At 67.8% G+C, this 25,635-nt stretch carries 14 protein-coding genes and 1 pseudogene; 11 read left to right on the forward strand and 4 right to left on the reverse strand.

Annotated features, from left to right (window positions below; translation table 11 throughout):
* A pseudogene (locus AC1DIX_RS25370) lies at positions 1–1,725 on the reverse strand (HAMP domain-containing protein); the annotation flags it as partial.
* Positions 1,726–2,082: 357 nt separating this feature from the next.
* Between AC1DIX_RS25370 and AC1DIX_RS25375 the strand changes: the two are divergent.
* Positions 2,083–2,814 (forward strand): helix-turn-helix transcriptional regulator, encoded by a 732-nt coding sequence (locus tag AC1DIX_RS25375; RefSeq protein ID WP_441934208.1) that lies wholly within the window; start codon positions 2,083–2,085, stop codon positions 2,812–2,814.
* On the opposite strand, the gene AC1DIX_RS25380 is transcribed toward AC1DIX_RS25375, so the two are convergent.
* Together AC1DIX_RS25380 and AC1DIX_RS25385 are read right to left on the reverse strand one after the other, a co-directional pair.
* The gene (locus AC1DIX_RS25380; RefSeq protein WP_441934210.1) at positions 2,789–3,112 is read right to left on the reverse strand and encodes a helix-turn-helix domain-containing protein; all 324 of its coding nucleotides are present in this window, start codon (positions 3,110–3,112) and stop codon (positions 2,789–2,791) included. The genes AC1DIX_RS25375 and AC1DIX_RS25380 overlap by 26 nt on opposite strands.
* A gap of 89 nt (positions 3,113–3,201) precedes the next feature.
* A complete protein-coding gene (locus AC1DIX_RS25385) occupies positions 3,202–5,307 on the reverse strand; it encodes a prolyl oligopeptidase family serine peptidase (protein ID WP_477328118.1) in 2,106 nt (701 codons plus the stop codon).
* Positions 5,308–5,367: 60 nt separating this feature from the next.
* On the opposite strand from AC1DIX_RS25385, the gene AC1DIX_RS25390 reads away from it, so the two are divergent.
* From AC1DIX_RS25390 to motA, 5 genes are all read left to right on the forward strand, one after another.
* Positions 5,368–8,421 (forward strand): CHASE domain-containing protein, encoded by a 3,054-nt coding sequence (locus AC1DIX_RS25390; protein ID WP_477328119.1) that lies wholly within the window; start codon positions 5,368–5,370, stop codon positions 8,419–8,421.
* 69 nt (positions 8,422–8,490) lie between these two features.
* Positions 8,491–11,949 carry an exodeoxyribonuclease V subunit gamma gene (recC, locus tag AC1DIX_RS25395; protein ID WP_477328120.1) on the forward strand — a complete coding sequence of 1,153 codons (3,459 nt, stop codon included), beginning with the start codon at positions 8,491–8,493 and terminating at the stop codon, positions 11,947–11,949.
* Complete coding sequence (gene recB, locus AC1DIX_RS25400; protein WP_477328121.1) at positions 11,946–15,629, forward strand: exodeoxyribonuclease V subunit beta; 3,684 nt, start codon at positions 11,946–11,948, stop codon at positions 15,627–15,629. The genes recC and recB overlap by 4 nt, the downstream gene beginning before the upstream one ends.
* Positions 15,626–17,614: an exodeoxyribonuclease V subunit alpha gene (gene recD / locus AC1DIX_RS25405; RefSeq protein WP_477328122.1), complete on the forward strand. Its 1,989-nt coding sequence runs from the start codon at positions 15,626–15,628 to the stop codon at positions 17,612–17,614. The genes recB and recD overlap by 4 nt, the downstream gene beginning before the upstream one ends.
* A 193-nt stretch (positions 17,615–17,807) precedes the next feature.
* Positions 17,808–18,668, forward strand: coding sequence for a flagellar motor stator protein MotA (motA, locus tag AC1DIX_RS25410; protein WP_441934222.1), 861 nt, complete (start codon positions 17,808–17,810; stop codon positions 18,666–18,668).
* A 9-nt stretch (positions 18,669–18,677) separates the two neighbouring features.
* On the opposite strand, the gene AC1DIX_RS25415 is transcribed toward motA, so the two are convergent.
* Complete coding sequence (locus AC1DIX_RS25415) at positions 18,678–19,736, reverse strand: LacI family DNA-binding transcriptional regulator (protein WP_477328123.1); 1,059 nt, start codon at positions 19,734–19,736, stop codon at positions 18,678–18,680.
* 119 nt (positions 19,737–19,855) lie between these two features.
* Between AC1DIX_RS25415 and AC1DIX_RS25420 the strand changes: the two genes are divergently transcribed.
* The 5 genes from AC1DIX_RS25420 to AC1DIX_RS25440 form a co-directional block, all read left to right on the forward strand.
* A complete protein-coding gene (locus AC1DIX_RS25420) occupies positions 19,856–21,406 on the forward strand; it encodes a UxaA family hydrolase (RefSeq protein WP_477328124.1) in 1,551 nt (516 codons plus the stop codon).
* Positions 21,407–21,449: 43 nt separating this feature from the next.
* Positions 21,450–22,943, forward strand: a complete 1,494-nt coding sequence (locus AC1DIX_RS25425; protein ID WP_477328125.1) for an NAD-dependent succinate-semialdehyde dehydrogenase — start codon at positions 21,450–21,452, stop codon at positions 22,941–22,943.
* A 19-nt stretch (positions 22,944–22,962) separates the two neighbouring features.
* Complete coding sequence (gene hpaI / locus AC1DIX_RS25430; protein ID WP_477328126.1) at positions 22,963–23,760, forward strand: 4-hydroxy-2-oxoheptanedioate aldolase; 798 nt, start codon at positions 22,963–22,965, stop codon at positions 23,758–23,760.
* Positions 23,761–23,856: 96 nt separating this feature from the next.
* Positions 23,857–25,170 (forward strand): MFS transporter, encoded by a 1,314-nt coding sequence (locus AC1DIX_RS25435; RefSeq protein ID WP_477328127.1) that lies wholly within the window; start codon positions 23,857–23,859, stop codon positions 25,168–25,170.
* A gap of 31 nt (positions 25,171–25,201) precedes the next feature.
* Positions 25,202–25,635 (forward strand): porin (locus AC1DIX_RS25440; protein WP_477328128.1); only part of this gene is annotated, 434 nt, incomplete at its 3' end.

Genomic DNA, 25,635 nt, shown 5'->3' on the forward strand with positions numbered 1-25,635 from the left:
AAGTTCACGTTGTCGGTCAGGTCCTTCCAGGTGCCGCCGACGCCAGGCACGTAAGCCTGGCCGCCCAGCTTGCCTTCCGCCGACGCCAGGCACGTAAGCCTGGCCGCCCAGCTTGCCTTCCGTACCCACTTCGCGCGCCACGCGGGTCACTTCGGAGGCGAAGGAGGACAGCTGGTCCACCATCACGTTGATGGTGTTCTTCAGTTCCAGGATCTCGCCCTTCACGTCCACCGTGATCTTTTTGGACAGGTCGCCGTTCGCCACCGCGGTGGTCACGTCCGCGATGTTACGCACCTGGCCGGTCAGGTTGCCGGCCATCGAGTTCACGCCGTCGGTCAGGTCCTTCCAGGTGCCGGCGACGCCAGGCACGTTCGCCTGGCCGCCCAGGCGGCCCTCGGTACCCACCTCGCGCGCCACGCGGGTCACCTCGGAGGCGAAGGAATTCAGCTGGTCCACCATCACGTTGATGGTGTTCTTCAGTTCCAGGATCTCGCCTTTCACGTCCACCGTGATCTTCTTGGACAGGTCGCCGTTCGCCACCGCGGTGGTCACGTCCGCGATGTTACGCACCTGGCCGGTCAGGTTGCCCGCCATCGAGTTCACGGAGTCGGTCAAGTCCTTCCAGGTACCCGCCACGCCCTTCACCTGCGCCTGGCCGCCCAGCTTGCCCTCGGTACCGACCTCGCGCGCCACCCGGGTCACCTCGGAGGCGAAGGAGGACAGCTGGTCCACCATCACGTTGATGGTGTTTTTCAGTTCCAGGATCTCGCCCTTCACGTCCACCGTGATCTTCTTGGACAGGTCGCCGTTCGCCACCGCGGTCGTCACCGCCGCGATGTTACGCACCTGGCCGGTCAGGTTCGACGCCATGAAGTTCACGTTGTCGGTCAGGTCCTTCCAGGTGCCGCCGACGCCAGGCACGTAAGCCTGGCCGCCCAGCTTGCCTTCCGTACCCACTTCGCGCGCCACCCGCGTCACCTCGGACGCGAAGGAACGCAGCTGGTCCACCATCACGTTGATGGTGTCCTTCAGCTGCAGGATCTCGCCGCGCACGTCCACTGTGATCTTCTTCGACAGGTCGCCGTTCGCCACCGCGGTGGTCACCTCGGCGATGTTACGCACCTGCGAGGTCAGGTTACCCGCCATCGAGTTCACCGAGTCGGTCAGGTCCTTCCAGGTACCGGCGACACCCGGCACATAGGCCTGGCCGCCGAGCTTGCCTTCCGTACCCACCTCGCGCGCCACGCGCGTCACCTCGGAGGAGAAGGAGGAGAGCTGTTCCACCATGGTGTTCGCGGTGGTCGCCGCGCGCAGGTACTGGCCCTTCAGCGGGTGGCCATCGACCTCGAGGGCCATGGTCTGCGACAGGTCGCCTTTCGCCACCGCGCCGATGACGCGCGCCATCTCGGTGGTCGGACGCACCAGGTCGTCGATCAGGGTGTTGACCGAGCTGATGATGGTCGACCAGCCGCCGACCACGCCCGGCACGTCGGCGCGCTGGGTCAGGTGGCCTTCGCGGCCCACGACGCGCGAGACCTCCGTCACCGTCTCGACCATCTTCTGCTTGGTCTCGATGATGTCGTTCAGGGTGTCGGCGATCTTGCCGGACACGCCGGTCCAGTCGGAAGGCATGCGCACGGAGAAGTCGCCTTTTTTGAGCGCCATCAACGTGGATAGCAGCAGCTTGACATCTAGCTGTTCAGCCATGTCAGTCATGTTATTCATTGACCAGAATTCCTCGAAGGTGAGAAGGGTAGGGCGGACACTTTTTGTTAAATCTCAGAAACTTGTAAAGATACGCTTGTGTTTTATCAAGTCAAGCAGTAATGACGACACTGTCAAGGGCTGCCATAAACTTGCATTTTTGCAATTTTGCATGGACAATTCGCGCGAGCTTATCCAATTTCAACGGTGAGGGGCGCACGATTGCCGGGACCGGCAAGCTGGTTGTTGTATCAAAACGACAAGCTTTGTGCGGTGGTGGCTGGGAAAAAGATGACTAAAAGAATAATTCTTCGTGCTTTTTAGTTACAAGTCATCTAGCATACGGTTGTTACACCATCAATACAGCGCGGAGTTACCATGATGAGCGTCGAACTTGGCGAGCTGATGCATAGCGACACGGCGTCGAGCTGGGGAGAGGCGCTGTTTTCCCTGGGCCGGCACTACGGTTTCGAGAAAGTGCTGTTTGCGATGTCGGGCTCGCGCCATGCGCGCCTCGAACACGCTTTCTTCCAGACGAATTATCCGCGCCAATGGCGGGAACGTTACGAGGCCGAGCGCCTTGCCTACGTCGACCCGCTGGTCAGCCATTGCCTGGCGAGCACCCTGCCGCTGGTGTGGCAAGCCGATACTTTCCGCAGTCCCGCCCAGCGCGCCATGTATGAAGACGGCTGCAACCATGGCATCCGGGCCGGTGTGGCCTTTCCGATCCACGGGCCGAACGGCGAATTCGGGCTGCTCAGTTTTGCCTGCGATCCGAAGCCGGAAAATGGGTTTGCGGAGACGGTGACGCCCTTGCTGCCGGAACTGGCCCTGGTGCGTGACCATGTGTTCGCTTCCGGAGTACGCTTCTGTCCGCCAGTCACGCACGAAGCTGCGCCACGGCTCACGCCGCGCGAACTCGAAGTGCTGAACTGGGTGATGGCGGGAAAGTCTTCGTGGGAGATTTCAAAGATTACCGGCTGCTCCGAGGCGACGGTGAATTTCCATATGGGCAATATTCGCCAGAAATTCAACGTCAACACCCGGCAGCAGGCGGTGGTGCGAGCGATCTCGCTGGGCTTGATCAGCCCAGAAGATCACCATCGTTGAGTTTGCCGTTCACATAGAGCTTCAACAGCAGGGCAACCGGTGCCGGAATCGTGAGACCGGTTTCGAACCGGCTGCCGCTCGATTGCGTCACGCCGAAGCGTCCCCAGAATTTTTCCTGACTTTCCCGTTTGCTGATCCGGTATTTCTTCAGCTCGCTGACGGTCGGAGCCAGCGCTGCTTGGAATTTTGCCGCATTAGCCTCGGGCTCCCGCAGGCTTGCTTCGGTAACGAAATCATTAGCCATCGCCGCTCCTCCTTGAAAAAGGTTGTAAAGATGTGTGGAAGACAAGTATTCCATGCATCATTCATCCGGCGACCTAGCAATATTGATAGTTCCGAGAGGAACTCCCCCCTAGAGAGGGGGGAAGTGTTGTATCGCTAATTGAGCTAGCGCAAGTTTGCTGATTTCGGGCTTGATTTTCGGGTCAATTCTTCCCACAGGAAAGTATAGGTCAAGGCCCACATCGTGGCGGTCTGCTCGTTATTCGCCGCGCCGGCATGGCCGCCCTCGGTGTTTTCCCAGTACAGCACGTCGTGGCCCTGTTCCCCCATCAGGGCCGCCATCTTGCGCGCATGGCCCGGATGCACACGGTCGTCACGGGTCGAGGTCGTGAACAGCACGCGCGGATAGCGCCGCTGCGCCGACACCTGGTGGTAAGGCGAGTACTTGCCGATATAGGCCCATTCCTCGGGCTGGTCCGGATCGCCGTATTCGCCCATCCAGGATGCGCCGGCCAGCAACTGGTGGTAGCGGCGCATGTCCAGCAGCGGCACCTGGCAGACCACCGCGCCGAACAGTTCCGGACGCTGGGTCAGCGCGGCGCCCACCAGCAGGCCGCCATTGCTGCCGCCCATGATGCCGAGGTGATCGGGGCTGGTGAGCTTGCGCGCGATGAGATCTTCGGCCACCGCCAGGAAGTCGTCGAAGGCTTTCTGGCGCTGGTGCTTGAGCGCGGCCTGGTGCCAGCGCGGGCCGAATTCGCCGCCGCCGCGGATGTTGGCCAGCACGTAGACGCCGCCGCGCGCCAGCCCGCGGTCCAGCCAACCCGCGCCGGTGACGCCGCTGTAGAAGGGCGTGAGCGAGACTTCGAAGCCGCCGTAGCCGTACAGCAGGGTGGGATTGGCGCCGTCCATGCGGGTGTCCGCGCGCATCACCGTGAAGTAGGGGATGCGGGTGCCGTCCGGCGACACCGCTTCGAACTGGCCGACCGCGTAGGGACTGGCGTCGAAGAAGGCCGGCATCGACTTCAGCAGCTCGCGCTCGTCGCTGCCGGCATGCCCCAGGTAGAGCGAGCTCGGGGTCAGGAAGTCGGTCACGGTCAGGAAGTAGTCGTTCGATTCGAGTTCGTCGACGCCGGACACGCCCAGCGCGCCCATCCCCGGCGCGGCGACTTCGCGCCGCTGCCAGGCGCCGTCCGCATGGCGCAGTTCGACGATGCGGTTCTTGACCTTGTCCAGTACCGTCAGCAGGATCGCGTCGCGGGTCACGGCGATGCCGTCCAGCGACGTCGTCTCGGTGGGCAGGAACAGGGCGTCGAATTCGCGTGCGCCGGCTAGGAAGGCGGCGAAGCCGATCGCCAGCAGGGCGCCCTGCGGCCACATTGTCGCGCCGATCCGCCAATCCGAGCGGAGCTGGACCAGCAGCTGGTCGCGCACCGTGAAGGCATCGGCGTCCTCCGGCTTCTCGACCCTGGTCAGCACGCCGGTAACGGCGTCGCGCACGAACAGCTCGCTGCTGTAGAAGCCGATCTGGCGCTGCACGAACTGGCGCTCGTGGCCGGGCGTGTAGTCGAACCAGGCCGAGGCCGACAGATCGTCTTCCTGCGCCTCGTAGACCAGGCGGGCGTCCGCCAGCGGGGTGCCGCGCCGCCATTCCTTGACCACGCGGGGATAGCCGGAGCTGGTCATCGAGCCGGGGCCGAAATCGGTGGCAACGAACAGGGTGTCGCGGTCGATCCAGGCGGCGCTGCCCTTGGCCTCGGGCAAGCTGAAGCCGTCCGGCACGAAGGCCGGCGCGTCCAGGTCGAATTCGCGCACCACGTGGGCATCGCCGCCGCCGCGCGACAGCGAGACCAGGCAGCGGCTGCCGTGGGGCTTCAGGAAGGAGGCACCGGCCCAGACCCAGTTCTCGTCCTCGTCGCGGGCAAGCTTGTCGAGGTCGAGCACGGTCTCCCATTGGGGCTCCGGCTTGCGGTATTCCTCGAGCGAGGTGCGGCGCCAGAGGCCGCGTTCGTGGCCGGCGTCGCGCCAGAAATTGTAATAATGCCCGCCATGCAGGCCGACGTAGGGAATCCGGTCCTTCGAGTCGAGGATGGCCTTCAGGCGCGTGCGCAGGGCCGCATAGCCGGGCGCCGCCGTCAGTTCGGCTTCGGTGCCGGCATTGCGTTCGCCGACCCAGCCGAGGGCGGGCTCGGAGGCGACCTCCTCCAGCCAGAGATAGGGATCCTGTTCCATCGATTGCATAATCACTCCATATTGCCGGGCTCTCGCCATTTGAGGCCGATTGCGTAATACTAGCAATTATCCAAATTCAGCCGCACGACGAACACAGACATGCCTGAAGCGAGCACGCGCAATATGGGGAAAACCGTCGGCGCCAGCGGCCCGATGCGCATCGCTTTATGGGCCGGCGGCCTGTGCCTGGCCCTGCTGGTCGGCGCGGCCCTCTACCTGGGCGCGGCGCGCACCGCCGACGACGAAGCCCAGCGCCGCTTCGACGGCATCGCCCAGGGCGCCCGCCAGCGCCTGGACGGCGCGGTGCAGTCCTACACCCAGGTGGTGCGCAACCTTGCCGGCCTGTTCAACGCCAACGGCGGCGAGGTCTCGCGCCTGCAGTTCCACCGCTACGTCGAGTCGCTGAACGTGCGCGAACACTATCCGGCCATCGTGTCGGTCAACTACGGCGCCTGGGTGCCGGACGCCCAAAGGGAGGCCTTCGTGGCCGCGGTCCGCGCCGACCGCAGCATGGATCCGCGCGGCTATCCCGAATTCGACATCAAGCCGCCCGGCCGCCGCCCGGCCTACTTGGTGCTGAACTACATGGAGCCGACGATGGCGTCCCGGTTCGGCGTCGACATGCTGGCGGCCGGTCCGGACGTGGCGCGCACGGTCGAGGAATCGCGCGACCGCGGCGAAATGGCGGCCTCCGGCAAGCCGGTGCAGATCGAGACTCCGCGCCGCTACCTGGGCCTGGGCCTGCGCTTTCCGGTCTACCGCGGCGGCGCCATGCCGGCCGACCTCGAAGCGCGGCGCGCCGCCTTCCTCGGCTCGGTCGGGATCGGGTTCTCGATTCCGGACCTGGTGCAGGGAGCGTTGGCCGGCATGGGACGGCATCCAGTGACCCTGCAGCTGTATGCCGCCGCGGAGACCCAGCCGCCGGCGGGGCAGCCGCTCGCCATCGGCCCCGCCGACACCCTGCTGTACGACAGCGCCGACGGCCATGCGCCGCAGCCGCGCGCCCAGGGCGGCGACGGCGAGTCGTTCGAGACGGTGCTGCCGGTGCGCTTCCAGGGCAATCTGTGGAAGGCCCGCTTCCTTGCCGATCGTGCCGAACTGGTCGACGGCTTCGGGCGCTGGTTTCCGCGCCTGGCCTCGGTCCTGGGCGCCGGCGCGACCCTGCTGATCTACGCGCTCTTCCTCAAGCTGTACTGGTCGCGCCGCCAGGCGGTGGAGCAGCGCGTGCTGCTCGACCTGGTGCTCGACAACGTCGACGCCTACGTCTACATGAAGGACCGCGAACGGCGCTTCAGCTACGTGAACGCGAAGATGGCGCAAGCGGCCGGCCTGCGCGCCGAGGAGATGGTCGGTCGGCGCGACCGCGAGGTGCTGCCGCAGGCGCGCGCCGACGAGGTCTGGGAGCTGGACCGGCCGGTGCTGGAAACGGGGCAGGGCCGTTCGGTGCAGCACGAGGCGGTGCTGGCCGACGGCAGCGTGCGCCAGCTGTGGAGCGTGAAGGTGCCGGTGCGCGCCGCCGGCGAGGTGGCGGCGGTGCTGTGCGTATCGACCGACGTCACCGATCTGCACCAGCTGAAGGCGAGGGCGGACGCCGCCAGCCAGGCCAAGACCGACTTCCTGTCGAACATGAGTCACGAGATCCGCACGCCGATGAACAGCATCATCGGCATGTCCTACCTCGCCCTCAAGCAGGCGGACGAGCCGCGCCAGCGCGACTACCTGCAGAAGATCCACCATTCGGCCCAGCACCTGCTGGGCATCATCAACCACATCCTCGACTTTTCCAAGATCGAGGCCGGCCGCGTCGAGCTGGAACTGCTCGACTTCACGCTCGACGCCCTGATGCGCAACCTCGCCAACCAGCTGGGCGAGGCCGCCGCCGCACGCGGCCTGAGCCTGGAGTTCGAGATCGCGCCGGAGCTGCAGCGCCCGCTGCGCGGCGACCCGCTGCGCCTCGAACAGGTGCTGCTGAACTTCACCTCGAACGCGATCAAGTTTTCCGAGCAGGGCACGGTGCTGGTAAGGGCCAGCGTGCTGCGCACCCTCGGCGCCGAGACCCTGGTGCGTTTCGAAGTGCGCGACCGCGGCATCGGCATCGCCTTTGATGAGTTGCCGAAGCTGTTCGCACCCTTCCACCAGGCCGACCCCTCGACCACGCGGCGCTATGGCGGGACCGGCCTCGGCCTGGTGATCAGCAAGCAGCTCGCCGAACTGATGGGCGGCGAGGTCGGGGTCGACAGCACGCCGGGCGAGGGCAGCACCTTCTGGTTCACGGCGCGCCTGGCCAGTCCGGCCGACGCTGCCGCGGCGGCGCGGCGCGCATCCACGCCGGCCGGCGCCGCGACCGCCGGACCGGGCGCGCTGGCGGGCAGCGCCATCCTGCTGGTCGAGGACAATGCCTTCAACCAGCAGGTGGCGCAGGAACTGCTCGAAGACGCCGGCGCCCGCGTGACGGTGGCCGGCAACGGCAGCGAGGCGCTGGCCCTGATGCGCGAGCGCGGTCCGCACGCGCCCTTCGACTGCGTGCTGATGGACGTGCAGATGCCGGTGATGGACGGCTTCGAAGCCACCCGCCGGATCCGCGCCGACGCACAACTGAAGGACACCCGCGTGATCGCGATGACGGCCAACGCCGGGCTGGAAGACCAGGCGCGCTGCCTGGCCGCCGGCATGGACGAATTCGTGACCAAGCCGGTGGCGCCGGAAGCCCTGATCGCGACCGTGGCGCGCGCCCTCGGCCGCAGCGTGCAGCGCGCGGTCGCGGCGCACGTGCCGGCAGCGCCCGCGAACACGCCGGCGCTGCTCGACATGGACGTCCTGGCCGACACCTTTGCCGGCAATCCCGACAAGATGCGTAAATATGCCTTCATGTTCCTGGAGACGGCGCGCGAAGGCCTGCTGGAGATCGACCGCGCGCTGGCGTCCGGCGAGGTCGGGCGCGCCGCCGGCGTCGCCCACCGCATCAAGTCCTCGGCGCGCACGGTGGGCGCGCTGGGCTTCGGCGAGGTCTGCGCCGACCTCGAAGCCCAGCGCGAGCGTGGTTCGATCGCCCAGGCGCGTTCGCTGGCGGCGCGCCTGCGTGCGCTGCTGGCGCGGCTGGAACGCCACGTCGCCGCCGAACTCGGGGCGCGCCAGCAGGACCAGAAGGTCTAGCCCAGCCATAAACTTGTTCGGGAACCCCCTTGGTAGTATCCTGCGGGGGTCTATCCGAAGTCTTCCACCATGCGATCCCCGATCTCCCCCGGCCTCCTCATCCTCCACGGCAACCAGATGGAGCTGCTGCGCGCCGCCGTCTTCGACTGGCTGCGTGCCAATCCCCTCGGTCCGCTCGAGGAGGAAATCATCCTCGTGCAGTCGAACGGCGTGGCCGAATGGCTGAAGATCGCGCTGGCCGAGGAGCTGGGCGTGTGCGCGGCCACCCGGGTGGCGCTGCCGGCGCGCTTCCTGTGGGAGGCCTACCGCGGCATGCTCGGTCCGGAGCGGGTGCCGAAGCGCTCGCCCTTCGACAAGGACGCGCTCACCTGGCGCCTGATGCGCCTGCTGCCCGAAGTGCTGGCCAAGGAAGCGTTCGCGCCGCTGCGCCACTTCCTGCTGGACGGCGACCCCGAGCGCCGCCTGCAGCTGGCGGAGCGCCTGTCCGACCTCTACGACCAGTACCAGGTGTATCGCGCCGACTGGCTGACCGACTGGGCCAAGGGCCTGGACCAGTTGCGCCGGCCCGGCGGCGAGCCGGCGGCCGGCGCTCCGGTGCCGCTGGCCCCCGACCAGTGCTGGCAGGCCCAGCTCTGGCGCGAGGTCCACGAGAGCCTGCCGCCGGAGCGCCGCTGGTCGGGCCGCGCCACCATCCACCAGCAGTTCATGGCCGCGGTCGAGGAAGACCGCCAGCCGGCCCAGCGCCTGCCGCGCCGCGTGGTGCTGTTCGGGATGTCGACCCTGCCTTACCAGACCATCGAGGCGATGGCCGGCCTGTCGCGCCACACCCAGGTGCTGCTGGCGGTGCCGAATCCCTGCCAGTACCACTGGGGCGACATCATCGAGGGCCGCGAACTGCTGACCGCAGCCTACCGCCGCCACCAGGGGCGCAACGGCAGCAACCTGGCCGAGATCCCGGTCGAGGAACTGCATGCGCACAGCCATCCGCTGCTGGCCAGCTGGGGACGCCAGGGACGCGACTTCGTGCGCATGCTGGACGAGTTCGACGGCGGCCAGGGCGCGAAGTTCGGCAACCTGCGGGTCGACCTGTTCAACGAGGGCGACACCGGCAGCCTGCTGTCGCAGGTGCAGGCCGCGGTGCGCGACCTGCTGCCGCTGCTTGAGCATCCGCACGTGCCGCCGGAGCCCGGCGACCGCTCGATCGAATTCCACATCGCCCACAGCGCCCAGCGCGAGGTGGAGGTGCTGCACGACCAGCTGCTGTCCTGGTTCGAGGACGGCGATGGCACATTCGGCGACCAGCCCCTGCGTCCGCGCGACGTGGTCGTCATGGTGCCGGACATCGACACCTTCTCGGCCGCCGTCCACGCGGTGTTCGACCAGCACAAGCGGAACGACCCGCGCTACATTCCCTTCGAGATCGGCGACGTCAAGGACCGCAGCGTGAACCCGCTGCTGGTGGCCATGGAATGGCTGCTGCGCCTGCCGCAGCAGCGCTGCCGCCAGAGCGAGGTGCGCGACCTGCTGGACGTGCCGGCGCTGGCCGCACGCTTCGGCCTGGAGGAGGATGACCTGCCGACCCTCGGCCGCTGGATCGAGGGCGCAAGCGTGCGCTGGGGCCTGGACCAGACCCACCGCGCCGGCCTCGGCCTCGGCTCGGCCGGCGAGCAGAATTCCTGGCTGTTCGGGATCCGGCGCATGCTGCTGGGTTACGCCACCGGCGCCGGTCCCAGCTTCGGCGATATCGAGCCCTATGCCGAAGTCGGCGGCCTCGACGCGGCCCTGGCCGGCGCCCTCGCCGAACTGGTGGAGAGCCTGCTGGCCTGGCGCGAACAATTGGATGCCGTCCTGACCCCGGTGGAGTGGGGCGAGCGCGCCCGCGCCCTGATGGCGCGCTTCTTCCGCGCCCGCGACGACGAAGACCGCATGATGCTGAACCAGCTCGAGGAAGCCCTGCAGTGCTGGCTGGAGATCTGCGAGAACGCGCTGTTCGACGAGCCGGTACCGCTGGGCGTGATGCGCGAAGCCTGGCTGTCCGAACTCGACCAGCCGGCCCTGAACCACCAGTTCGTTTCCGGCGGCGTCACCTTCTGCACTCTGATGCCGATGCGCGCCGTGCCTTTCCGCGTGGTCTGCCTGCTGGGCATGAACGACGGCGATTTCCCGCGCCGCGGCCACCATTCCGACTTCGACCTGCTGGCGCTGCCCGGCATGCAGCGTCCGGGCGACCGCTCGCGCCGCGACGACGACCGCTACCTGATGCTGGAAGCGCTGCTGGCGGCGCGCGACAAATTCTACGTGAGCTGGGTCGGCCGCAACGTGCGCGACAATACCGAGCAACCGGCTTCGGTGCTGGTCTCGCAGCTGCGCGACTACCTGAAGGCGGGCTGGGACCTGGACCTCGATGAGCGCACCACGGTGCACGCCCTGCAGCCTTTCTCGCGCCGTTATTTCGAACGCGGCGGCCTGCTGACCTATGCCGGCGAGTGGCGTTCGGCGCACCGCGACGACGAAGAATCGGCGCTCGAGGGCGACGCGCTTCCGCCCTACGAGCTGGAAGCCGACTACCGCCTCAAGCTGAGCGAGCTGGCCAGCTTCCTGCGCCAGCCGGCACGCTACTTCTTCCGGCGCCGCCTGGGCGTCAACTTCGGCAGCCACGAGGTGGTGGGCGAGGACGAGGAACCGTTCTCGCTGGACGCCCTCGACCGCTACTTCCTCGAGGACGCCCTGCTTGGCGAAGACAGAAATGCGGACAGCGGCACGCCCGAACCCCAGGACGAGGTGCGCCAGGTACTGGATGCGCGCGCCCAGCGCCTGGTGCGCGAGGGCAGGCTGCCGATCGGCCTGGTGGGCCGGCAGTGGCAGCAGCAGCTGGTGGAAGAACTGGTGCCGGTGCGGCGCAGCTGGCTGGCGCTGGGTGCCCGCTATCCGACCCCGGCGGCCAAGCTCGTCGTCAGCCTGGACCTGGACGGCCGGGGCGCCGTACCGATCCTGCTCGACGACTGGATCGACAAGCTGCGCAGCAATGACGACGAGACCGTGTGGCTGCTGCAGATCTCGTCCAAGGTCCTGGATCGCAAGGGGGCGCCGCGCGGCGACAAGCTGATCGGCCCCTGGCTGCGCCAGCTGGCCGCAAGTGCCGTCGGCGAGGCGGTGAGCGGTTACCTGGTGGCGCGCGACGCCACCCTGAAGATGGCGCCGCTGGATCGTGATGCCGCCCGCGCCACCCTCGGGAACCTCGCTGCGCTGTGGCGGGCCAACCTCGACCACCCGCTGGCGGTGGCCTGCAAGACCGCACTGGCCCAGCTGGCCGGGGACGACCCGCGCGAGGCCTACGATGGCGGCTTCGAGATCGGCGGCGAGGTCGATGATCCGGTACTGGCGCGCATGTGGCCGGAATTCGCCGTGCTGCGCGCGTCCGGCGACTGGCCGCGCACGGCCGAGGCCCTGTATGGTCCGCTGGCCGCCTGGCTGCGCGACAGCGTGCAGGTGACCCGCTTCGGCGACAAGGAAGGGGAGCAGGCATGAGCCAGTTGCTGCAACCCCTGGATTTCCCCCTGCACGGTTCGCGCCTGATCGAGGCCAGCGCCGGCACCGGCAAGACCTGGACCATCGCCGCGCTGTATTTGCGCCTGGTCCTCGGCCACGGCAATGCGGACGGCGAGGACAAGGGTTTCCAGCGCCCCTTGCTGCCGCCCGAGATCCTGGTGATGACCTTCACCCGCGCCGCTACCCGCGAGCTGTCGAACCGGGTGCGCGAACGCCTCGTGCAGGCCGCCGCGTACTTTCGGGGGGAATCCCATGCGGACGATCCCTACCTGGAAGCGCTGGCCGACAGCTATGCCGACGATGCCGCGCGCCTGGTCGCCGCCCACCGCCTGGTGCTGGCCGCCGAAACCATGGACGAGGCGGCGATCTTCACCATCGACGCCTGGTGCCAGCGCATGCTGCGCGAGCACGCCTTCGACAGCGGCAGCCTGTTCGACGAAGAGCTGGTCAGCGACGAGCGCGCCCTGTTCGAGGACGCCGCCAACGACTACTGGCGCCAGCACGTCTATCCGCTCAACGGCCATGCCCTGAAATCGCTGCTGGCGGTCTGGCCCGACGTCGAGGCCCTGAAGGGCGCGGCGCGCGAGCTGGTCAAGCGCGCCGAGCTGCTGGGCCCGGACTGCGTCGACGAGAACGGCAATCCGAACGAGATGGCGCCGCTGGGGGCCGTGATCGCCGGCGTCGAGCGCGCCCAGCAGGCCAGGCTGGCGCGCCTGAAGGAAGGCTGGAGCGAACGCGCCGATGCGATGGAGTCCTGGATCGGCTCGCACCGGGCGGCGAATCCGCGCTGCTTCAACGGCAACAAGATGCGTCCCGACTCGCTGGTCAAATGGTTCGAAGCCCTGCGCAGCTGGGCCGCCGATCCCGCGCGGGTCATGCCCGACCTCGGCGACGCGGCCTGGCGCCGCCTGACCCCGCACGGCATCGCCGATGCCTTCTCGCGCGACTTCAGCGCCGAGGTGCCGGAATGCTTCGAACATACCGAAGCCCTGAAGGAAGCGCTCGACCGGATCGAGCCGATGGCGCACGCGCTGCTGCGCCACGCCGCCTGCAATATCGCGCGCCGCATGATCGACCTGAAGCGCCGCAACCGCCAGTTCGGCTTCGCCGACATGCTGGCGCGTCTGAAGGCCGCGCTCGAAGGGGCGAACGGCGAAGCGCTGCGCAAGCGCATCCTCGACCAGTTCCCGGTCGCGATGGTCGACGAATTCCAGGATACCTCGCCCGACCAGTACCGCATTTTCGACCTGCTGTACCGCGTGGCCGACAACGATCCGGGCCACGGCCTGTTCCTGATCGGCGACCCGAAGCAGTCGATCTACGGCTTCCGCGGCGCCGACATCCATAGTTATCTGTCGGCGCGGCGCGCCACCGAAGGGCGGCATTACCAGCTCGGCACCAACTACCGTTCGACCAAGGCGCTGGTGAAGGCCGTCAACCGCCTGTTCGAATACGCCGAGGGCGGCGCCGAGGGAGAGGGTACATGCGCCGGCTACGCCGCCGGCGCCTTCCGCTTCCGCAAGGACGGCCGGAATCCGCTGCCTTTCGAGCCGGTCGACGCGGCTGGGCGCGGCCAGGAACTGGTCGGCGTGGACGGTCCCTTCCAGGCGCTGGCGGTGGCCTCGACCCCGCGCGACGACCTGCGCGCCGAGGACTACCGCGAGTTCTTCGCCCACCACTGCGCCGAGCACATCGTGACCCTGCTGAACGATCCGCAGGTGGGCTTTCGCGACCGCGAGGGCGGATTCAAGCGCCTGATGCCTGCCGATATCGCGGTGCTGGTGCGCGACCGCCGCGAAGCCTCGGCGATCCGGCGCGCGCTGGTGCAGAGGAGGGTCGCCAGCGTCTACCTGTCCGACCAGGATTCGGTGGTCGAGAGCCAGGAAGCGGTGGACGTGCTGCGCTGGCTGYAGGCGGTCGCCAGTCCGCTCGACGGCGCGCTGGCGCGGACCGCCTTCGCCACCGCCACCTGCGCGCTGCCGCTGACCGAGCTGGCGCGCCYGTCGAGCGACGAACTGGCCTGGGAAGAGCGGCTCGAGCAATTGAAAGGCCTGCACCAGACCTGGCAGCGCCAGGGCGTGCTGGCGATGCTGCGCCGTTTCATCCACGAACTGGGCTTGCCGGCCAAGCTGCTGGCCGCCTCCGGCGGCGAGCGGCGCCTGACCAACCTGCTGCACCTGGCCGAGCTGCTGCAGGAAGCCAGCCGCGAACTGGATGGCGAACAGGCCCTGATCCGCTGGTTCGCCGAGCAGATCGAGGGACTCGGGGAAGGCGGCGATGAGCGCGTGCTGCGCCTGGAGAGCGACGCCGAGCTGGTCAAGGTCGTCACCGTGCACAAGTCGAAGGGCCTGGAATACCCGCTGGTCTACCTGCCGTTCGCCGTCACCGCGCGCAAGACCGACCGCCGCAACCGCGCCTTCTTCGAATACGTGGTCGAAGACGGTGCGCGCCGCATCGACCTCGGCCTGAGCGAAGATGCGCTGCAGGCGGTCGACCGCGCCCGCCTGGAGGAAGACCTGCGCCTGCTGTACGTGGCGCTGACCCGCGCGCGCCACTTCCTGTGGCTGGGCGTGGCGGCGGTGGCGGCCGGCCGCAAGGGCGAGAACCGCCTGCACGAATCGGCCCTCGGCTACCTGCTGACCGGCGGCGAACCGATCGGGGCCGACGCCATGCTGGAGCGTTGGGAAGCCCTGCGCGGCGACCTGGACGCGATCGAGCTGCACACCCTGGACGCGCCCGAGGGCTGTACCCGCCTGGCGCGCGCCGACGTGCGCCCGGAACTGGTCGAGGCGCCGGCCTTTGCCGGCCAGTTCGAGCGCAACTGGGCGGTCGGTTCCTTCACCTCCCTGACCCGCCACACGGTGGCGCCGCCGACCCGGCCGCAGGAAGAGAACCTGCTGGAAGAGGACGAGCCGGGAACGGTCGAAGCCTTGCGGGTGGACGACGCGCCCTGGCACCGCTTCCCGCGCGGCGCCACGCCCGGCAACTTCCTGCACGAGCAGCTGGAGTGGATGGCGCAGGAAGGTTTTGGACGCATCGACGAGGACGACTTCATCAAGCGCCTGCACCAGCGCATCAAGCGCGCCGGGTGGGGGAACCGCGTGGATGACGCCATGGCCTGGCTCGATGCCCTGGTCACCTTGCCCTTGCCACCAAGCGGCTGCGCCCTGTCGGAACTCGAGGAGCTGCTGCCGGAGATGGAGTTCTGGTTCCCGAGTCACGCCCTCGACGTCGGCGCGCTCGACCGTTTGTGCCGCCAGCGCCTGCTCGGCGACCTGCCGCGTCCGACCCTGCCGGAGCGCCAGCTGCACGGCATGCTGAAAGGCTTTACGGACCTGGTGTTCGAATGCCAGGGCCGCTACTGGGTGCTGGACTACAAATCGAACGCGCTGGGACCCGGCGACGCCGCCTATACCCAGCCGGCGATGGCGGCCGCGATGGCCGTGCACCGCTACGACATCCAGGGCGCCATCTACCTGCTGGCCCTGCACCGCCTGCTGCGCGCGCGCCTGGGCGAGCGCTACGACCCCCGCGAGCAGCTGGGCGGCGCCGTCTTCCTGTTCCTGCGCGGGATCGGGAACGAGGCCACCCGCGGCTGCTACCTGATCGAGCCCGACATGGAACTGCTCGACGGACTCGACGAGCTTCTTGCGACATGAATACCTTTATCGACCCCGACAAGATCGACGTCTTCTGGTGCGAGGTGGAACGCCTGACCGAAGCCGGCGAGCTGCGCCGCCTGTCCGGCGCCTTTGCCCGTTTCGTCGCCTCGCTCGGACCGGCGCCCGGTCCGCTGCTGCTGGCATCCCTGGTGCTGTCCGAACTGGAAGGCCGCGGCCACAGCTGCCTGCTGCTGTCCGACCTGGCCGAGGACGCGGCCGCGCTGCTCGGCCTCCCCGCCGAGGAGTGGACGGAACTGGCCGCCGCCATCAAGCCGCTGCCGAAGAACGTCAAGGGCTGGATGGCCCAGCTGGCCGGCTGCGAGCAGGTGTGGCAGGCCGGCACCTTCGATTACGGCCAGCCCCTGGTGCTCGACGGCGATGCCGACGATGCGCGCCTCTACCTGCGCCGCTACTGGCGCGATGAGACGACGGTGGCGACCAGCGTGCGCGAGCGCGCGCGCGAACGGCGCGAGGTCGACGCCGGCGCCGTGCGCGGCTGGCTGGACCTGCTGTTCGCCTCCCAGCGCGCCTCCGGGACACCGGACGCGGCCCGACCGGACTGGCAGAAGCTGGCCTGCGCGATCGCCCTGCGCGGCAGGATGGCGATCATCACCGGCGGCCCCGGCACCGGCAAGACGTATACGGTGGCGCGCCTGCTGGCGCTGCTGTTCGCGACCGCGCCGGACGCCGCCCGCCAGCGCATCGCCCTGGCGGCGCCGACCGGCAAGGCGGCCGCGCGCCTGAAGCAGTCAATCGACAAGGCGCTGGGCGAGCTGGCCGACAAGGTCGGCGCCCGGCTGCCGCTGCGCGAGCTGACCGCGCGCATGGGCGCCGCCCGCACCCTCCACAGCCTGCTGGGCGCGCGTCCGGACAGCCGCGCCTTCGCCCACCACCGCGGCAATCCGCTCGACGTCGACGTGCTGATCGTCGACGAAGCCTCGATGGTGCACCTGGAGATGATGGCTTCGCTGCTGGACGCGCTGCCGCCCACGGCGACCCTGATCCTGCTGGGCGACAAGGACCAGCTGGCCTCGGTGGAGGCGGGCGCGGTGCTGGGCGACCTGTGTGCCGACGCCCAGGCCGGCAATTACGACGATGCCACCGTGGCCTATGTGCGCGAGGCCAGCGGCGAGGAGATCCCGGCGGACTATGTGCACCGCGGCGGCGCCCTGGCCCAGCAGACCGTGATGCTGCGCCACAGCCGCCGTTTCGGCGGGCCGATCGGACGGCTGGCGCTGGCCGTGAATGCCGGCGACATCGAGGCCGCGGCGGCGGTGCTGCGCGCCCGCGGCGTCCAGGACGTCGAAGGCGCCCACACCCTGCGCTGGATCGAGCACGCCCAGCAGCAACACGCGATCGGATTGGCGCTGGAAGGCTACCGGCCCTATCTGCGCCAGCTGGGCGAGGGACAGGCAACGGGGCAGGACCACGAAGACTGGGTCCGCAGCGTGCTGCAGCGTTTCGAAGCCTTCCGCATCCTGTGCGCGGTGCGCGAGGGCGAGTGGGGCGTCGAGGGCCTGAACACGGCGATCGAGCAGCGCCTCGACCAGACCGGCCTGATCCGCCGCGGCGGCGACTGGTACGTCGGCCGCCCGGTCATGGTGACCCGCAACGACTATTCGACCAATGTGTTCAACGGCGACATCGGCCTGACCCTGGCCGACCCGGGCCGTCCGGGTTCGCTGCGCGTCTACTTCCTCGGAGGCGACAAGGTCCGCAGCGTGCTGGCCACCCGCCTGCGCCACGTCGAGACGGCGTACGCAATGACGGTGCACAAATCCCAGGGCTCGGAATTCGCCCACACGGTGCTGGCGCTGCCGAAAGAGGGCGGGGCGGTGCTGGCGCGCGAGCTGGTGTATACCGGCATTACGCGTGCGAGCCGGGAGTTCACCTTGCTGACGCCGGTGCCGAATGTGCTGGGGGAGGCGATTGGGCGGCGTACGCACCGGGCCAGTGGCTTGCGGGGGATGATCGAGCGATGAGCTTGTAGCACGTCGTTCCCGCGAAGGCGGGAACCCAAGTTCATCGTGGGCCGTGAGCGGACTTTCCGGCCATGCACGCAAACTTGGATCCCCGCCTGCGCGGGGACGACGAGATAGGACTTTTGCGCTGGTCTTTGCTTTCCGTGCGGCAACAATGTTAAAGTTGCTGTCTGGGAATTCTGGAGACCGAGCCATGTTGATCGTAGTCGGATTTGTCGTCGTGCTGCTGGCCGTGTTCGGCGGCTTCGTGCTGCAGGACGGGCATTTGGCCGCGCTGTTCCAGCCCTATGAATTGCTGATGATCTTCGGCGGCGCGCTCGGCGCCTTCGTGATCGGCAATGATCGCAAGGCCATCTCGCTGACCTGGCACAGCATCCCGACCCTGTTCCACGGCTCGCGCTACACGCGGGAGCTGTACATGGAGCTGATGGCGCTGATGTTCGACCTGCTGACCAAGGTGCGCCGCGAAGGCCTGATGTCGCTCGAGAACGACATCGACGCACCCCACGAAAGCGCGATCTTCGCCAAGTACCGGCAGGTAGCGATGGACCATCACCTGCTCGACTTCATCACCGACTACCTCCGCCTGCTGGTGTCCGGCACCATGAATTCCTACCAACTCGAGAACCTGATGGACAACGAGATCGAGACCTACCAGGAAGACGCCGAGATCCCGGTACAGGCGATCAGCAAGCTGGCCGACGGCATGCCGGCCTTCGGCATCGTCGCCGCGGTGATGGGCGTGGTGCACACCATGGGTTCGATCGGCCGTCCGCCGGCGGAGCTGGGCAGCCTGATCGCGGCGGCCCTGGTCGGCACCTTCCTCGGCATCCTGCTGTCCTATGGCCTGGTGGCGCCGCTCGCCAGCCTGCTGCACCGCCGCCACCAGGAAGTGGTCAAGGCCCTGCAGTGCGTGAAGGTGACCCTGCTGGCCAGCATGAACGGCTATGCGCCGACCATCGCGGTCGAATTCGGGCGCAAGGTCATCTCCGCCACCGAGCGTCCGAGCTTCGCCGAGCTTGAAGGACATGTGCGGCAGCTGAAGTCGCGCTGATACCGTTTCTCAGGTACTGGCGCGCTCGATCAGATCGAAGCCGACGTCCACGGTGCGCGTCGCAATCTCCTTTTCCTCGATCCGCTCGATCAGCATCGAGGCCGCCAGTTCGCCGATTCGCCTGCCGTTGGTACGGATGGTAGTAAGCGGCGGCGTGGTGTAGGCCGCAAAATTCACGTCGCCGTAGCCGAGCACCTTCAATTTTTCCGGAACCGGGATGGCGCGTGCCTGCGCTTCCATCAGCACGCCCAGCGCAAGGCTGTCCGCGCCGCAGAAGATGCTGTCGGTATCGGGGTGTTCGACCAGCACCCGTGCCAGCGCTTGGCGGCCGTTCCCGAGGTGGGTGGGGGAGGGGACCGGATACACCGGCACCTCGCGTCCGCTCAGCGCCCACATGGCGTCGACGAAGGCCTGGCTGCGGGTCAGCGCGCGGCGGTCGTTCGGCGTGACCACGACTGCGCGCCGGGCGCCGCGTTCGTGCAGGTGGCGCGCGGCGGCCGTGCCGACCTGGGCATGCGAGAAGCCGGCCAGCATGTCGATCGGCGCCGGCGTCAGGTCCCAGGTCTCCACCACCGGGATGCCGGCCCCCAGCAGCCGGGCGCGCGAGGCTTCCGAATGGATCACGCCGGTCAGCACGATGCCGGCCGGGCGGCGTCCGATCACGGCGTCGAGCAGCGAATCTTCCTGCGACTGTTCGTAGCCGCTCTGGCCGATCAGGAACTGGTAGCCGGCGCCTTCCAGCGTCCGGCGCATCGATTCGAGCGTCTCGGCGAACACCGAACCCGCCACCGAAGGGACGAGGGCGACGATCAGCCTGCTGCGGTTGGAGGCGAGCGAACCGGCGACCAGGTTGGGGACGTAGCCGGTCTCGCGCACCGCCTGCTGCACCCGCTTCAGCGTGTCGGGCGAGACCAGTTCCGGATTGTTCAGCGCCCGCGACACGGTCACCTTGGTCACGCCGACGATGCGGGCGAGGTCGCTCAGGGTCACGCCGGCGCCACGCGGGCGGCTGCGCTTGCCTAAAGTGTCTTCCGGGACGGATTCGGGGCTGTCGGGGGCAGTATTCACAAGAGACGATAAAAAATGTTTAGCGGATTGTAGCAATTCCGCCGAAAGTGGATTACGATACTTGCAAATGTAACCGGTAACATTAACCGGTAACATGCGCTTAAAGAAGAAAGATCGCCATGAACACCGTCACCGACAAGCTCTCCCCATCTCCCCTGATCCAGCTGCACGGGGCCGACAACGTGCTGATCGCGAAGAGCCAGCTGGCGCTGGGCCAGCAGGTGGCCTTCGGTTCCGCCATGCTGCGCCTGCGCGCCCAGGTGCCCGCCGGGCACAAGGTCGCCGCCCGCGCCATCCCGAAGGGCGAGGCCGTGCGCAAGTACAACACCGTGATCGGCTTTGCCGCGCGCGACATCGACGCCGGCGAGCACGTCCACTCCCACAATATCGAGCTGCGTGAGTACGACCGCGACCCCGGCTTCGGCCTGGACGCGCACCCGGTGGACTTCGTGCCGGAAGCCGAGCGCGCCACCTTCATGGGCATCGTCAGGCCCGATGGCAAGGTCGGCACCCGCAACTTCATCGGCATTTTCTCCTCGGTCAACTGCTCGGCCACCGCCATCAACAAGATCGCCGAGTGGTTCACGCCCGAGCGCCTGGCCGGCTACCCGAACGTCGACGGCGTGGTCGCCTTTGCCCAGAGCAGCGGCTGCGGCATGTCCTCGCCGAGCGCCCACTTCGACCTGCTGCGCCGGACCATCGCCGGCTATGTGCGCCATCCGAACCTGGCCGGCGCCCTGATCGTCGGCCTGGGCTGCGAGCGCAACCAGGTCGCGGACCTGGTCGCGTCGCAAGGCCTGGAGGAGGGCAGCCTGATGCGCACCATGGTCATGCAGGAGGTTGGCGGCACCCGCCAGACCATCGAAGCCGGCATCGAGATGGTCAAGCAGATGCTGCCGGTGGCGAATGCGATCCGGCGCCAGCCGGTGCCGGCCAGTCATATCAAGGTCGGGCTGGAATGCGGCGGCTCGGACGGCTTCTCCGGCATCACCGCCAATCCGGCCCTCGGCGCGGCGATGGACATCCTGGTACGCCACGGCGGCACCGCGATCCTGTCCGAAACCCCGGAGATCCACGGCGTCGAGAACATGCTGACGCGCCGCGCCGTCTCGCCCGAAGTGGGGCAGAAGCTGCTCGACCGCCTCGAATGGTGGAAGGAATACACGAAGGGCCAGAACGCGCAGTTCAACGGCGTGGTCGGCCACGGCAACCAGCAGGGCGGCCTGGCGAACATCTTCGAGAAGTCGCTGGGCTCGGCCATGAAGGCCGGCACCACGCCGCTGCAGGCCGTCTACGAATACGCCGAACCGATCGAGCGGTCCGGTTTCGTGTTCATGGATTCGCCGGGCTACGACCCGGTGGCGGCCACCGGCCAGATCGCCAGTGGCGCCAACCTGATCTGTTTCACCACCGGCCGCGGCTCGATGTTCGGCTCGAAGCCTGCGCCGACCATCAAGCTGGCCAGCAACACCGCCATGTACACGCGCCTGAAGGAAGACATGGACATCAACTGCGGCGCCGTGATCGACGGCGAGCTCACGATGGAAGAGATGGGCCAGCGCATTTTCGAGCACATCCTGCGCGTGGCCTCGGGAGTACCCACCTGCAGCGAACTGCTGGGCCTGGGCGACCATGAATTCGTGCCCTGGCACCTGGGGATCGTCAGCTGAGCGCCAACCGAGCCCCGAACACCTCATTCAATCCGGATTAACCATGACCCTGACACTGAACCGCCCCGAACTGATCCGCAGCCAGGCGCTGCTCGATGGCGCCTGGGTGGGCGCCTCCGACGGCCGCCTGCTGGCCGTGAGCAATCCTGCCACCGGCGCAACGATCGCCCAGGTGCCCGACTGCAGCYCGGACGATGCGCGCGCCGCGGTGGACGCCGCCCAGCGCGCCTTCGAAACCTTCCGCCACACGGTGGCGCGCGAGCGCGTGGCCCTGCTCAAGCGCTGGCATGCCCTGGTGCTGGACAACCAGGAAGACCTGGCCCGCATCGTCTCGCTGGAACAGGGCAAGCCGCTGGCCGAAAGCCGCGGCGAAGTCCTCTACGGCGCCTCCTACATCGAATGGTTTGCCGAAGAGGCCAAGCGCGGCGGCGGCGACGTCATCCCCGAACAGCATGCCAGCCACCGCATCCTGGTGGTCAAGCAGCCGGTCGGCGTGGTCGCCGCGATCACGCCCTGGAACTTCCCGATGGCCATGCTGGCCCGGAAGATCTCGCCGGCGATCGCGGCCGGCTGTGCGGTCGTCTGCAAGCCGGCAGAAGACACGCCGCTGACCGCGCTGGCGATGGCCGCGCTGCTGCAGGAAGCGGGCGCGCCGGCGGGCCTGGTCAATGTCCTGACCACCTCGCGCGAGCGCGCCGCCGGCCTGGCCGACGAATGGCTGCGCGATTTCCGCGTGCGCAAGATCTCCTTCACCGGCTCGACCCCGGTCGGCAAACACCTCGCGCGCCAGAGCGCCGACACCCTCAAGCGCCTGTCCCTGGAACTGGGCGGCAACGCGCCGTTCATCGTGTTCGACGATGCCGACCTGGAGGCGGCCGTGGCCGGCCTGATGACGGCCAAGTTCCGTAACGCCGGCCAGACCTGCATCTGCCCGAACCGCGTGTACGTTCAGGAGGGCGTGTACGAGAAATTCATCGGCATGCTGGCCGAGAAGGTCGGCTCGCTGTCGATCGGCCCGGCCGGCGGCAGCGCCGAGATCGGCCCGCTGATCAACGAGCGCGCCGTCGAGAAGGTCGAAGCCCACCTGCGGGACGCGGTGGAGAAGGGTGCACGCGTGATCGTCGGCGGCGGCCGCCATCGCTGCGCCGAGGCGCCGAACGGCAATTTCTTCACCCCGACCGTGGTGATCGGCGTCGACGCCTCGATGCGCATGTCCTTCGAGGAGACTTTCGGCCCGGTGGTGCCGGTCACGCCCTTCGCCACCGAAGACGAGGTGGTCGCCCTGGCCAACGACTCCCTGTACGGACTGGCCGCCTATTTCTACTCGCGCGACATCGACCGCGCCTGGACGGTGGCGGAAGCGATCGAAACCGGCATGGTAGCGGTCAACGACGGCGTGCTGTCGACCGAGATCGCGCCCTTCGGCGGCATCAAGGAGTCCGGCTACGGCCGCGAAGGCTCGCACTACGGCCTGGACGAGTACCTCAACATCAAATACATCCGGCACGGCAGCCTGAAGGCCCGCAAGCCGGCTTGAACCAAGCGAGTAAAACGATATGTACGAGAACACCTTCAAGCAGGCGCTGGCCCGAAAGCAGGCGCAGATCGGCCTGTGGCTGTCCCTGGCCAATGCCTATACCGCCGAGGTCTGCGCGACCGCCGGCTTCGACTGGCTGCTGCTGGACGGCGAGCACGCGCCCAACGACGTGCGCGGCGTGCTGGAGCAGTTGCAGGCCACCGCGCCCTACCGCTCGCATTGCATCGTGCGTCCGGTCGACGGCAATCCGGCCCTGATCAAGCAGCTGCTGGACATCGGSGCSCAGACSCTGCTGGTGCCGATGGTCGACACSGCCGAGCAGGCGCGGTGCCTGGTGTCGAGCATGCGCTATCCGCCGCAAGGCGTGCGCGGCGTCGGCAGCGCGGTGGCACGGGTCTCGCGCTTCGGCCTGCGCACCGATTATCTCGACCGCGCCAACGACGAGGTCTGCCTGCTGGTGCAGGCCGAAACCCGCCTGGCCCTGGAAAACCTGGACGAGATCTGCGCCGTGGATGGCGTCGACGGCGTGTTCATCGGACCGGCCGACCTGTCGGCCTCACTGGGCCACCGCGGCAATCCGGGGCATCCGGAAGTGCAGGCGGCGATCGAGGAGGCGATCCGCCGCATCGTCGCTTCCGGCAAGGCTGCCGGCACCCTGGTGTCGGACAACGCGCTGGCACGCCGCTACCTGGAGCTGGGCTGCACCTTCGTGGCGGTCGGGCTCGACGTGCGGATCCTGGCCGGCGGCGCGCGCGCGTTGCGCGCCGAGTTCGGCGGCGCCCCCGTGGCGCCGGCGCTGAAAGGCGCGGTGTACTGAACCCCGGCAGGGGGCGCCCTGCCAGGGAGTACGACTGCAGTACAGAGGAGACCCGGCCTTCGGGCCGGAAGCCAACTACAATAAAGCGAGTTCATCATGAATCAATCCAAGAAGTCCCACGTCCGCTGGTATGTGGCCGCCATGATGTGGGCGGCGATCGCCATCAACTACATCGATCGCACGGTGCTGTCCGCTGCCGCCCCCAAGATCCAGGCCGAGTACGGCTTGAGCCCCATGGAGATGGGCGTCGTGCTGTCCGCCTTCTTCTGGTCCTACGCCCTGCTGCAACTGCCGGCCGGCTACCTGGCCGACCGTTACGGCCAGAAGAAGACACTGGGCTTTGCGGTGGTGTGGTGGTCGCTGGCGACCGCCGTGACCGGCGTTGCGACCGGCTTCAAGTCGCTGGTCGGCCTGCGCGTCGCGCTGGGCATCGGCGAAGCGGCGGCCTATCCGAGCAATGCCGGCATCGCCTCGAAGTGGTTCCCGCGCAGCGAGCGCGCGACCGTGGCCGGCATCTTCGACAGCGGCTCGAAGTTCGGCGGCGCGATCGCGCTGCCGATGATCGTCTGGATGATGTCGCTGTTCGGCTGGAAGGAGACCTTCACCATCGTCGGCGGACTCGGCGTAATCTGGGCCGTGGTCTGGTGGTGGATGTTCCGCGAGACCCCGGCCCAGCATCGGGGCGTGAACCCGGCCGAACTGGCCCATATCCGCGACGGCCTGGCGCAGCGCAGCCTCGAAGACCAGGCCATGCCGATGAAGTGGTACGAGCTGTTCAAGCATCGCAATATCTGGGCGATGTGCATCGGCTTCTTCATGATCAACTATAACTCCTACTTCTTCATTACCTGGCTGCCGACCTACCTGGTCAAGGAGCGCCATATGGGCCTGCTGCAGATGGGCTTCATGGCTTCGCTGCCGCTGATCCTCTCGATGTTCGTGGAAGTGTTCGCCGGCTGGCTGTCCGACAAGGTCTACAAGTCCGGCAAACTGTCGGTGACGGCGATCCGCAAGACCTTCCTGATCGTCGGCCTGCTCATGGCGTCGAGCATCGGCTTCGCCGCCTTCGCCGAGTCGGCGACGACCGCCGTGATCCTGCTGTGCATCGCCAAGTCGGGCACCACGGTCGCCGCATCCCAGGTGTGGGCGCTGCCGGGCGACGTCGCCCCGCGCAACATGACGTCGATGGTGGCGGGCGTCCAGAACAGCATTTCGAACCTGGGTGGCGTGATCGGTCCGATCGTCACCGGCGCCATCGTCGGCGCTACCGGCTCCTTCGAATACGCTCTGCTGTTCTCGGCCGGCCTGATCGTGATCGCGATCCTGAACTACCTGTTCCTGCTTGGGAAGGTGGAGCGCATCGAGCCGAGCGGCACCAAGGAAGCCGGCGCCCTGGCGATGGCGAAGTAAGAGATCCAATAACCAAGACACACGAGACAATATGAAACAAGCATTCGTCATGCTGGGCTGCCTGGCAGCCGGCGCAGCAGCCCAGGCCCAGACCCAGGTGCAGATCTACGGCATCGTGGACGCCGCCATCGTCGGCGAGCACGGCGGCGTCGCCAGCCCGTCCACCAAGCTCACCAGCGGCGCGGCGTCGGCCTCGCGCATCGGCTTCCGCGGCACCGAGGATCTCGGCAACGGCCTGTCGGCCTTCTTCACGCTGGAAACCGGCGTCAAGATCGACACCGGCGAGGTCGATGCTGCCGGCACCATCTTCAACCGCCAGGCCTTCGTCGGCCTGAAGGGCAATGCCGGCCAGGTGGCCATGGGCCGCCAGTACACGCCCTGGCACACGGCGCTGGCCGCGGTCGACCCCTTCGGCACCGGCTATGCGGGCACCTCGAAAAACCTGTTCCCGGACAACGGCACGAA

It is taken from the genome of Massilia sp. 05N420, from assembly GCF_056397205.1.

What these genes read in the sequence shown, in the direction of transcription:
- AC1DIX_RS25375 (WP_441934208.1), top strand. Translation starts at nt 2,083, where the DNA reads ATGATGAGCGTCGAACTTGGCGAGCTGATGCATAGCGACACGGCGTCG.
- AC1DIX_RS25380 (WP_441934210.1), bottom strand. Translation starts at nt 3,112, where the DNA reads ATGGAATACTTGTCTTCCACACATCTTTACAACCTTTTTCAAGGAGGA.
- AC1DIX_RS25385 (WP_477328118.1), bottom strand. Translation starts at nt 5,307, where the DNA reads ATGGCGAGAGCCCGGCAATATGGAGTGATTATGCAATCGATGGAACAG.
- AC1DIX_RS25390 (WP_477328119.1), top strand. Translation starts at nt 5,368, where the DNA reads ATGCCTGAAGCGAGCACGCGCAATATGGGGAAAACCGTCGGCGCCAGC.
- recC (WP_477328120.1), top strand. Translation starts at nt 8,491, where the DNA reads ATGCGATCCCCGATCTCCCCCGGCCTCCTCATCCTCCACGGCAACCAG.
- recD (WP_477328122.1), top strand. Translation starts at nt 15,626, where the DNA reads ATGAATACCTTTATCGACCCCGACAAGATCGACGTCTTCTGGTGCGAG.
- motA (WP_441934222.1), top strand. Translation starts at nt 17,808, where the DNA reads ATGTTGATCGTAGTCGGATTTGTCGTCGTGCTGCTGGCCGTGTTCGGC.
- AC1DIX_RS25420 (WP_477328124.1), top strand. Translation starts at nt 19,856, where the DNA reads ATGAACACCGTCACCGACAAGCTCTCCCCATCTCCCCTGATCCAGCTG.
- AC1DIX_RS25435 (WP_477328127.1), top strand. Translation starts at nt 23,857, where the DNA reads ATGAATCAATCCAAGAAGTCCCACGTCCGCTGGTATGTGGCCGCCATG.